Raw genomic sequence first — 10,858 nt, 5'->3', positions numbered from 1 at the left:
TTTTTTTTGATTTTTTTAAAACTAAAAGCAATCCAAATGTAGTTTTAACTAAAACACAGTTTTATAATTATACAGTACAAATTGCTACTTTCTCTGACCGATTGGCTAGTTTATATCCTGCTCAAAAGGAGATTGCGGCAAAAAATAAAGAAGAGTGGCTATCAGAAAGCTATGAAGATTATTTATTATACAAAGCTTCTCAAAAAAAATAATTGTATTTTTATAAATTAATAGTTTAATTCAAAATCAAATCCTTGAAGCAGTTTTCCCTTTTATTAATAATCTTTTTATTTAACTCTTGTCAATATTTTGAGAAGCAGGTTCCTTCTGAAAAAGAATTATTGCAAAAAGAGTTAAAATCGATTAACTGGAAAGAAGTCGATGAGTTTCCATCTGTGGTCGATTGCGAGAAAATTGAAAATAAAAAGCAACGTCAACAATGTTTCTTCGAGATAATGACACAACTTATCCAGCAAAAACTAAGCAGTGACACCCTTGCAATTCTTTATCCAGAACTAGATACTATCGAAGTAAAAGTGACAATTTTTCCAAATGCCACAATGAAATTCGAACCTCAGTTCCCAAAAGATTCAGTGGCTTACGATACAGTAAAAATTGATAGCATTTTACGCGCCCGTTTAGTCGATTTTCCAAAAGTAAATCCAGCTATTAAACGCGGAATTCCTGTAAAAACACAATTTATATTACCTGTAATTCTAAAAGTAGAATAAGTAGTGCCATTTACTTTTTCGCACCCAGCTATTGTTCTGCCATTTTTAAAGAATAAAAAACTCTCAGCAACAGCTTTGGTAATTGGGTCTATGTCTCCCGATTTAGAATATTTTTTCAGAATGAAAATGCAAGGCGATATCGGACATACTTTTTTAGGTGTGTTTCTCGTAGATATTCCTTTAGGTGTTTTAGTAGCATTCTTATTTCATCAAATAATAAAAAGACCATTAATAGACAATTTGCCTGGTTTTATTAAAGAAAGATTATATGTTCTTAAAGAAAGCAACTGGTTAAATTACTTTAAATCTAATATCTGGATTGTTATAGTCTCATTTATATTAGGAATTTTTTCTCATATATTTTGGGATTCATTCACACATATAAATGGGTATTTTGTACAAAGAATACACTTTTTGGGAGGAAACTTATATTCAATTCCTGTTTATAAAATCGCTCAGCATTTAAGTTCTTTAATTGGGATGGTATTAATTCTTTTTTATATCTATAAATTGCCTGTACGAATTGAAGAACATAATAAAGTCAATCTTAAATATTGGTTTTCTGTAATAGGTATTGCGGTAATAATCCTAAGTATACGATTTGCATTAGGAATGACATTTAAACAAATAGGGAGTGTAGTTGTAAGTGCAATTTCCTCCATGTTTTTGGCGCTAACTTTTGCAGGATTGATTTTCAGAAACAGAAAAATTATTTAGAAGCTATTCCTGCTCCCGAAACTTCGGGACGCTATATCTTTTTATTTTTAAAGAAAAAATAAAAAGGATGCCGCTTCCATCAGGGCTAGAGCTGTCATTTTCATCAGAATATTACTTGGAGAACTGTCTTCCTTTCCACTCATAACTCCCTAATAAACTATATAAAGCAACACTAGTACTAAAAAATGGATACCATAAGTTCGAGAGAATAAAGAAACGCATTTGCTTTCCGGTCAAAAAAGAATTGGTTTGATAAAGCAAGATCCAGTCTAATATAAACTTCAGAATTAATATACTCAGAAGATGAATGTAGTTTATTTGAAGTGCTAGAAATATAATCCAAGTTATAATAACGCTTAAATTGGCAAGGAAAACAATAATACCCAATAATTTCCCGAATGTACTTTGGTACGAACCCGTTTTAGCTGCCCAACGAACCCGCTGATAAAACAAGCTTTCCCAATCGGGAGTTGGTTTTGTAATTATAATATTAGCTTCAGATTTTAAATAATGTACTTGTTCTGGAAACGCTGCGATTGCCTTTTGTAATAAAAAAACATCATCGCCACTGGCAATTTTGTTATTGCCATCAAAACCATTTAGTTTTTCAAATAAGGATTTAGTATAAGCAAAATTAGCACCATTGCACATAAAACCTTTGTTTATGCCAAAACTTCCAATTGTTGCACCTTGTAAACTCGTTAAATCCAATTGTTGAAAATGATCCAAAAATGAATTATCGCATTGATATGTAACCGCGCCAGCAATCATCGAAATATCATGAAGCTGGATGTAATTGTCTAGAGTTTGTAACCAGTTTTTAGGAACAATGCAATCGGCATCGGTTGTAATAATCCATTCGGTCGATGCATGTTGCATAGCAGTTGTAATCGCATCTTTTTTAGGAGAATTAGAAACACGAATATTCTCAATTATTCGAATACTAAATTTTTGAGACAAAATACAGAATGCTTCTTCAGAATCATCATCAACTAAAATTACTTCAAAGAGTTCGATAGGATAATTTAATCTCGAAATACTATTAAGGAGAATTGGTAAGTTTTCTGTTTCGTTTCTAAAAGGAACAACAATCGTAAAACGTGTTTTATGAGGTAATTCGGCAGATTGATATTTCTTAATTTTAGTAAAACCATAACTAAGCCAAGCTATAACAAGACAATAGATTAGTATTATGGCATACAGAATTACCATTATTTAGCGGTTTTAGTTTTAAAATTCAAGACATAATAACTTCCGATAACCACTGGTAAAACCACATTTAAGAACCACATTAAGGTGGATATAAAAATCACGATCCATTCGTTTACACCAAGAATTCCGAAGAAATATACAGCAACACTTCCTTTTACAGCAAAATCCAAAAACTGAAAGGTAGGCAGAGATGAAGCTAAGAAATAAACAGCCGAGATTGTAGCTATCATTGTAAAGTAAGGTAAGTCGACATCAAAAGCCAGAAACAAAAAATAATATTGATGTGAGAAAACAAGATAGCGACAGATTCCTAAAAGGATATTTCTTTGATGAATCGGTTTTGGAATTTCGTTAATCTTATGAATTAGCCTTTCGATAGAATATCCTTTGATTGTTATCTTTTTTAATAGAAAAACCACAAGAAATAGAATAAATAGAAGTCCGAAAAGTAAAGCAACCGTTGTTGGCGTAATCACATTGTATTTTGAGTTAAAATACATCAAGCCAAAAATACCAAAAATAACCGTAAGAACCATTTGTATTCCGTTGCAAATCAGGTTTAAGAATACGACTTTTTTAGTGTCTTTTTTATCAAAAAACAATGCTTTTCCAGCATATTCCCCAATTCCGTTTGGTGTAAAAAGCCCCGCTGTTAAAGCCCCAAGAACTTGTTTTGTAGCTTCAGATACCGATATTTTATGGATTACCTGAGCCAGGTTTTGCCATTTTAGGATTTCGAAATACCGATTTAAAACGCTAAACAATAAAATGAAAGCAATCCCCGAAACCGATTGGTTCTTTTTGAATAAAATTAGGAACTTTTGCCAATCTAGTTTGTCATTCTGAGCAAGTTGATTATAAATAAAGTAAAATGCGCCACCTACAATCAAAAGTTTGATTACAAGAACAAGGAATTGTTTAGCTTTGTGAGGAATTGAAATCATGCTGCAAAGTAAAGGAAACTATTGTAAAAAAGCTATTTCACAAAGATTCACAAAGTAATATCAAAGTAACACAGAGAGATAAAAAACAAACTTAGTGAATCTCTGTGCCTACTTAGCGAAACTTTGTGTAACCAAAATAAATAATGACAAAAGAACGCATCATATTAGGAATCGATCCAGGAACAACGATAATGGGTTTTGGATTGATAAAAATCGTCAATAAAAAAATGGAATTTTTGCAGCTTAACGAATTGCAATTGTCTAAATATGACAATCATTATCAGAAACTAAAAATCATTTTTGAACGTACCATCGAATTAATCGAAACGCATCATCCAGACGAAATCGCAATTGAAGCTCCTTTCTTTGGTAAAAATGTTCAGTCGATGCTTAAGTTAGGACGAGCACAAGGAGTCGCAATGGCAGCAGGACTTTCGAGAGATATTCCGATAACGGAATATGAACCTAAAAAAATAAAAATGGCAATTACCGGTAACGGAAATGCTAGTAAAGAGCAAGTTGCTAAAATGCTTCAGCAGCTTTTAGGATTAAAAGAATTGCCTAAAAATCTAGATAGTACTGATGGATTAGCTGCTGCCGTTTGTCATTTTTTCAACTCAGGAAAAGTAATCGGAACAAAGAGTTACACAGGTTGGGATGCATTTGTAAAACAAAATGAAGAACGAGTAAAAAAATGAGATAATGCGTTAATTAGAAAATTAGATAATTCTTGCATTACGAATATTTAATTTTCTAGTTTGTTAACCTATTAGTGATTAACTATCACATTATCTAATTGACACATTATCCTAATTATCTAATTAATGTCCGGTATCTACATTCATATTCCCTTTTGCAAGCAGGCTTGTAATTATTGTGACTTTCATTTTTCGACTTCGATGAAGAAGAAAGAAGACATGGTTTTGGCTATTGCCAAAGAAATAACCATGCGCAAAAATGAGTTTGAACTTCTTAACTCCACAGGGAATGAAAACCAAATTGAAACTATTTATTTCGGTGGCGGAACTCCTTCTGTTCTGAGTAATGAAGAAATAAACTTTTTAATTTCAGAAATTTATAAAAATTATAAAGTTGTCGATAACCCTGAGATTACACTCGAAGCAAATCCAGATGATTTATCGAAAGACAGAATAATAGAATTATCCAAAAGTCCGATAAATCGCTTGAGTATCGGGATTCAGTCTTTCTTTGAAGATGATTTGAAGATGATGAACCGTGCCCATAATTCGGTGGAAGCCAAAAAATGTTTGGAAGAAGCAACTAAATACTTTGATAATATTTCTTTGGATTTAATATACGGCGTTCCGGGAATGAGCAACGAAAAATGGAAGCATAATATCGAAATGGCATTAAGTTTCGGAGTCCCACATATTTCGAGTTATGCTTTGACTGTTGAACCCAAAACAGCTTTGAGTAAATTAATACAAACAGGTAAAGTTGCTAAGCCAAATGACGAAGTGGCTTCGGCTCATTTTATGATTTTGGTAGAAACGCTTGAAGCAAATGGCTTTATTCATTACGAATTATCAAACTTCGGAAAAAAGAATTACTTTTCTAAAAACAATTCGGCTTATTGGCTGGGTAAAAAATATATTGGTGTCGGGCCTTCGGCTCACAGTTATGATGGGATTTCCAGAAGTTGGAATATTTCTAACAATTCACTTTACCTCAAATCAATTCAGGATAATCAATTACCAAATGAGGTAGAAATTCTTTCGGTTTCCGACCGTTATAATGAATATATTATGACAGGATTGCGAACAATCTGGGGCGTTTCTTTAGACAGAATCGAAAAAGAATTCGGGACTGATTACCTAGTTTATCTAAAAAAACAAGCAGAGAAGTTTCTAAATGATGAATTGGTTTCAATTGAAAATAATATTCTAAAACCAACACCAAAAGGGAAATTCCTGACTGATGGAATTGCTAGTGATTTATTTTATTTAAATTTAGAATAAATTTTAGTACGCTGATAAAACGGATGCAAGCAACGCTGATTTAAAAAAATCTGTAGAAATCCGCGTTAGAATATCCGTAAAATCCGCGTTCAATTATGTTTGCAAAAATCTACAAAGAATATATATCATTGCAGTTAAAAACGAAAGTATTATGAGAATTACCATATTAGATGATTATCAAAATGCAGTTGCAAAACTAGAATCTTTCAAAATGTTGAAAGGATTGGATGTTACAATTCTTAACCATACCGAAAAAGACAATTCAAAGTTGGCGGAGTTATTAAAAGACTCCGAAATTATAGTTTTAATTAGGGAAAGAACAGAAATTTCAACCGACTTGCTTTCGAGATTACCTAAATTGAAACTCATAAGTCAGACAGGAAAAAAGTCCAATCACCTTGATATTGCTGCGTGTACAAAATATAAAGTTGCAGTTGCAGAAGGTATTGGTTCGCCCGTAGCTCCATCTGAACTTGCGTGGGCATTAATCATGAATACTGTTCGCCAGATTCCTCAAGCTATTCAGGGAATGAAAGAAGGAAAATGGCAGACTAATATTGGTTCGATTATTAGAGGTAAAACAATTGGTATTTGGGGTTATGGAAAAATAGGCCAACAAATAGCTAAATATGCAAATGTATTTGGAGCAAGGGTTTTGGTGTGGGGAAGTGAAAGTTCAAGGAACCAAGCTGTTGCTGATGGATTTCAGAAAGCAGATTCTAAAGCAGAATTTTTCTCGCAAAGTGACATCATCACATTACATCTGAGGCTTAATGAAAGCACCTTCGGGATTGTTAAGGAAACCGATTTAAGTTTAATGAAATCAAACGCAGCTTTAATTAATACTGCAAGAGCTGAATTAATAGAAAAAGGAGCCTTATTAAAATCGCTTAAAAACGGAAAACCTGGATTTGCAGGAATAGATGTTTATGAAGAAGAACCTATTTATGATGTAGATTTTGAATTGCTAAAAATACCAAATGTTGTTTGTACGCCTCATATAGGTTATGTCGAGAAAAACAGCTACGAACTTTATTTTGAGAAAGCTTTTGAGAATGTAATTAATTATATCAATAGCAATCCAACAAATATTGCAAATCCCGAAGCATTGCTTTAAATTTGGATGATATGTTCAACCGCAAAGGTCGTTAAGTTTTACGCTATGAACGCAAAGAAACAAAACTTAGCGACCTTTGCGTAAAACCTTTGCGAACCTTGCGGTTAAAAAAAATGCTTAAGAATATGAAAGCACTCATTGACAATAAATATCAAATCGATTTATCAAAACCTATCGATATTTCGATTCCGCTTACAAATACAGATGAAAACCCGATTGCGTGGTATATCGAAAAGCCAGTAATCGAGCCAGTAGTTTTTGGCGATTGGATAGGGAAGGTTTCGGAAGGGAAATCATCTACCAACTTTAATAATATTTTCTTTAATCCGCACGGACATGGTACTCATACCGAATGCCTGGGACATATTACACGAGAATTTTATAGTATTAATCAATCTCTAAAAACGTTTTTCTTTTTGGCTGAATTAGTTTCGGTTGAACCAGAAGCTCAAGGGGAAGATTTGGTGATTACTAAGGAACATATTTTGACTTCGCTCAATGGGACAGCTCCGGAAGCAATAATTATCAGGACGAAACCAAACTCAAAGTCTAAAAAAGCTACAAAATATTCGAATACGAATCCTCCTTATTTGTCGGAAGACGCAGCGATTTTCATTCGCGAAAGCGGAATACAACATTTATTAATTGATTTGCCGAGTGTAGATAAAGAGCATGATGAAGGAAAACTTTTGGCACATAAAGCTTTCTGGAATGTAAAAGATGTAAATAATCTTAATGCTGATGCAAGATTAAATGCTACAATTACCGAAATGATTTATGTAGACGACGAGATAAAAGACGGAAAGTATATTCTGAATTTGCAAATTGCTTCGTTTGAGAATGATGCAAGTCCGAGCAAGCCAATTTTATATAAAATATGATTACAGTTAGCACTGATAAAAACAAATTAGACGTTCCGTTTATTCAGCATTTCTTAAAAGATATTTATTGGGCCGCGGGTCGTACAATGGAAGAAGTTCAGACTACGATTGACAATTCGTTTTGTTTTGGGATTTTTCTGGATGATAAACAAATCGGTTTTGCCCGTGTTATAACTGATTATGTGGTTTTTGCTTATGTAATGGATGTTTTTATTACCGAAGAACATCGAGGAAAAGGGTATTCGTCTGTTTTAATAGAACGAATGATAAATGAACCTGCATTAAAAGAGGTTAAAATATGGAGATTGGCAACGACAGATGCTCATTTCTTATATAGCAAATTTGGGTTTACAGCATTAAAAAGTCCTGAGAAAATGATGGAAAAAGTGGTATTATGAAAACAGTTATAAAACTAGAAGAGTTAGGCTTATTTGTTCTCGGAATATATTTGTTTAGCCTATTAGATTATCAGTGGTGGTGGTTTCTGGTGTGGATATTAGTACCCGATTTTTCTATGCTAGGTTATGTAATAAATGCTAAAGTTGGTGCTTTTTTATATAATGTATTCCATCATAGAGGAATTGCGGTTTTAGTTTATATTTTAGGCTGCTATTTAAAGTTAGAAGCGGTACAGCTTATTGGAGTTATTTTATTTTCTCATGCTTCGATGGATCGTATTTTTGGTTATGGATTAAAGTATGAAACAGGTTTTAAGTACACACATTTAGGTGAAACCCACAACAAAAAAGAGCTTTCTTCTGATGAGGCAAAAAGTGGGTTCCTGACAACCAAAATTTAAATATTTTTCGGAAGAAATTGGTAAATAAGAAATGATATGAATTTAGAAACGTATTATGAATATTGTCTTTCTAAAAAAGGAACTACAGAACATTTTCCTTTTGATGAAGAAACATTGGTGTTTAAAGTTGGCGGAAAAATGTTTGCATTGTCCTCTTTGACCCAATGGGAAAAAAACATTCCTTCGGTAAATTTAAAATGTGATCCAGAGCGTGCTCAGGAATTACGTGCCGAATATGATGATATAAAACCAGGATATCATATGAGTAAAGTACACTGGAATACTATTACTATGAATGGAGATTTGCCTACGGCTTTTATAAAAGAACTTATAGACCATTCGTATGATTTGGTTTTCAAAAGTTTGACAAAGAAAATTCAGAATGAAATTATTGAATTAGAAAATTAGGCATTACATTTGCAACATAAGAGAAAAAACTAGCAACTCAGTTACTTTGTAACTTAGCAACTTATAAAATATGAAAGAACAATTTAAAAAGTTTTTAAACGAAGAACAAGACCCAAAAGCGATTGAAAAAATCACTTCTAAACTCAATGATTTATTAATGAGAGGTGAAGAGATTGGATACATTGCAGTTCAAAAAAAACCGGCAATTACTGTTTTTCCTGATAGCATTGTAGTAACAAACAAACGAATCATTGTATGTAAGCCTAAAAATTTAGGTTTATCAATGGATTTTACAGATTATACCTGGGATGATATCGTTGGGACTTTTGTAAAAGAAAATATTCTTGGATCAGAGTTTTCTTTTTCTACAAAAACAGATATTCAGTTTTCTATAGATTATATTCCTAAAATTCAGGCAAGAAAAATTTTCACTTACGCAAAAGAACAATTGGATATACTTAAAAACCCGGTTGTAGCTGCTCCAACTCCAGTTGCTGAGGTTGCAGAACCAGAAGAAGTTGAACCTGTAGAGGAAGAGGAAGTAGTAGAAGAAATCGAAACTGAAGAAGTAACGAACTATGCTGAGATTATGCCAGCAGCACCGATTTATAACGAACCAATTCAAGAAACTTCATTCGCAACAGGCGAGAGAAGATTAAGTGATATGTCGCAAGATGAGCTTTTTGAAAAATTACAGAATTACAAGAAGTTATTAGACAACGGATTGATTATGCAAGGTGAATATGATGCATTCAAAAAAGAGATTTTGAGTTATATGTAGCATTTAACCGCGAAGTTCACAAAGTCCCACGCAACGGGCGCAAAGAAAAAAGCATAAAAAAAACCAACATTTATAATGTTGGTTTTTTTATGAAATTTTGCGAACCTTGCGTTTTAAAGTCTTGCGATCTTTACGGTTAAACTCTTATAAAGTCGCTTTCTGCTTTTCTACAAAACTATGTGCTTGTAGTTCCAGGAGTTCGGTAGCTTTCTTTCGCTGTAGGTCGTATAACTGTTTATCTTGTGCTATATCCTCGTAAACTTTGTCGTGCATTGCAGCGCTGGTTTTTACTAATAAACTACGTTGGTATTTATTTTGTTCCAGAGTAGCTTTTAATGCTGTTTCCAGCTCTTCCTGTTTAAAATCGTATTCTCCTCTCGGAGATAATAATTTGGCTATTATAGGAGATGTTTCTATCGCTAGGAACAAAAGCATAATAAAGAAAGATGGAATCCAAGGTAACTTGTTTAATGCATTTATTCGCGCCATTAAGCCATCAAAACCATCAATGATAGGTTGTGTTTTGGTTACTTTTTTGTCTACATCAGCTTGGAGTGTTTTTGCAACTTTTTCTTTTTCGGCTATTTTTGCCTCATTTTCAGTTTTTAGCGTAGCAAATTCTTTTAAAGCAGCATCGTGTTTATCGCGTTTCTCTTTATAAACAGGACCTTTTCCTAATCGTTTTGAACCTGCTGTTCCTTCGGCTTCAGTAATGTAAGTTGAGTATAAGTCATTTACCTCTTTTTCCTTTTTTAGGATATCGGCTTTTAATCCAGCGATTTCGGCTTTGTTCTTGTCTAAATCGGATTTATAATAATTACCAACTTCTTTTTTATTGGCAAGAGCCATTGCATTTTTCTCTTTTAATAAAACGGTGTTGATTTCCTTTTCAAAAATTTTAATTTCTAATGGTTTCGAAATTACGATTGCGATAATAACCGCCAGAATAATTCGAGGTGTTGCTTGCAGGAATTCATCCCAAACACGGTCTCTTTTTTTTATTGTAGATACAATAAAGCGGTCAAGATTAAAAATAAGTAAACTCCACACAAATCCAAAAAGCATGGCTGGATATACTGAGTCAAAAACGGTAAATAAGGCATATGCACTTGCAATAAATGCCATTACTGCGGTAAAGAAAACGGTAGCTCCAATACCAACATATTTGGTTTGTTCACTTTCTGAACAGTCCTCGAGGAGATTTTTATCTGCTCCTGAGCAAAGGATAAAAAATTGTTTCAACATGATTGATTGTTTTTGATTGATTGATAAGGCAAATTTAACGCCAA

General features: G+C 33.1%; 14 protein-coding genes. 11 read left to right on the top strand and 3 right to left on the bottom strand.

The features are described from left to right. From B8T70_RS23945 to B8T70_RS18695, 3 genes are all read left to right on the top strand, one after another. A partial coding sequence (locus B8T70_RS23945; protein WP_165763229.1) for a hypothetical protein occupies positions 1–212 on the top strand: 212 nt, incomplete at its 5' end. 42 nt (positions 213–254) lie between these two features. Next, positions 255–731, top strand: coding sequence for a hypothetical protein (locus tag B8T70_RS18700; RefSeq protein WP_039116293.1), 477 nt, complete (start codon positions 255–257; stop codon positions 729–731). Between the two features lie 3 nt (positions 732–734). Further along, a complete protein-coding gene (locus B8T70_RS18695) occupies positions 735–1,448 on the top strand; it encodes a DUF4184 family protein (RefSeq protein ID WP_086895815.1) in 714 nt (237 codons plus the stop codon). 111 nt (positions 1,449–1,559) lie between these two features. Here B8T70_RS18695 and B8T70_RS18690 read toward each other — a convergent pair whose 3' ends face one another. After that, positions 1,560–2,660: a glycosyltransferase gene (locus tag B8T70_RS18690; RefSeq protein ID WP_369827409.1), complete on the bottom strand. Its 1,101-nt coding sequence runs from the start codon at positions 2,658–2,660 to the stop codon at positions 1,560–1,562. Further along, positions 2,660–3,604, bottom strand: a complete 945-nt coding sequence (locus B8T70_RS18685; protein WP_086895813.1) for a lysylphosphatidylglycerol synthase domain-containing protein — start codon at positions 3,602–3,604, stop codon at positions 2,660–2,662. Before B8T70_RS18685 ends, B8T70_RS18690 begins: the two co-directional genes overlap by 1 nt. Before the next feature lie 143 nt (positions 3,605–3,747). Between B8T70_RS18685 and ruvC the strand changes: the two genes are divergently transcribed. The 8 genes from ruvC (at position 3,748) to B8T70_RS18645 (ending at position 9,569) form a co-directional block, all read left to right on the top strand. Then, entirely contained in the window at positions 3,748–4,302 is a 555-nt protein-coding gene (gene ruvC, locus B8T70_RS18680; RefSeq protein ID WP_039116297.1) for a crossover junction endodeoxyribonuclease RuvC, read from the top strand. A 126-nt stretch (positions 4,303–4,428) separates the two neighbouring features. After that, positions 4,429–5,583 carry a radical SAM family heme chaperone HemW gene (hemW, locus tag B8T70_RS18675; RefSeq protein ID WP_086895812.1) on the top strand — a complete coding sequence of 385 codons (1,155 nt, stop codon included), beginning with the start codon at positions 4,429–4,431 and terminating at the stop codon, positions 5,581–5,583. A gap of 151 nt (positions 5,584–5,734) precedes the next feature. Next, positions 5,735–6,700, top strand: coding sequence for a D-2-hydroxyacid dehydrogenase family protein (locus tag B8T70_RS18670; RefSeq protein ID WP_086895811.1), 966 nt, complete (start codon positions 5,735–5,737; stop codon positions 6,698–6,700). A gap of 125 nt (positions 6,701–6,825) precedes the next feature. Next, a complete protein-coding gene (locus B8T70_RS18665; protein WP_086895810.1) occupies positions 6,826–7,581 on the top strand; it encodes a cyclase family protein in 756 nt (251 codons plus the stop codon). Beyond that, positions 7,578–7,979: a GNAT family N-acetyltransferase gene (locus B8T70_RS18660; protein WP_039116301.1), complete on the top strand. Its 402-nt coding sequence runs from the start codon at positions 7,578–7,580 to the stop codon at positions 7,977–7,979. Before B8T70_RS18665 ends, B8T70_RS18660 begins: the two co-directional genes overlap by 4 nt. Beyond that, positions 7,976–8,380, top strand: a complete 405-nt coding sequence (locus B8T70_RS18655; RefSeq protein WP_086895809.1) for a DUF4260 domain-containing protein — start codon at positions 7,976–7,978, stop codon at positions 8,378–8,380. The genes B8T70_RS18660 and B8T70_RS18655 overlap by 4 nt, the downstream gene beginning before the upstream one ends. Positions 8,381–8,416: 36 nt before the next feature. Continuing rightward, positions 8,417–8,788 (top strand): MmcQ/YjbR family DNA-binding protein, encoded by a 372-nt coding sequence (locus tag B8T70_RS18650; protein WP_039116302.1) that lies wholly within the window; start codon positions 8,417–8,419, stop codon positions 8,786–8,788. A 70-nt stretch (positions 8,789–8,858) separates the two neighbouring features. Beyond that, positions 8,859–9,569 carry a PH domain-containing protein gene (locus B8T70_RS18645; RefSeq protein ID WP_086895808.1) on the top strand — a complete coding sequence of 237 codons (711 nt, stop codon included), beginning with the start codon at positions 8,859–8,861 and terminating at the stop codon, positions 9,567–9,569. Between the two features lie 144 nt (positions 9,570–9,713). Here the strand turns inward: B8T70_RS18645 and B8T70_RS18640 are convergent, their stop codons facing one another. Further along, positions 9,714–10,814 carry a DUF4407 domain-containing protein gene (locus tag B8T70_RS18640; protein ID WP_086895807.1) on the bottom strand — a complete coding sequence of 367 codons (1,101 nt, stop codon included), beginning with the start codon at positions 10,812–10,814 and terminating at the stop codon, positions 9,714–9,716. Positions 10,815–10,858: the final 44 nt, after the last annotated feature.

It is taken from the genome of Flavobacterium sp. AJR (genome assembly GCF_002156885.1).
GTDB lineage: Bacteria > Bacteroidota > Bacteroidia > Flavobacteriales > Flavobacteriaceae > Flavobacterium.
The sequence above is the reverse complement of the archived record's forward strand: the minus strand, read 5'-3'. Positions and strand labels throughout refer to the sequence as shown.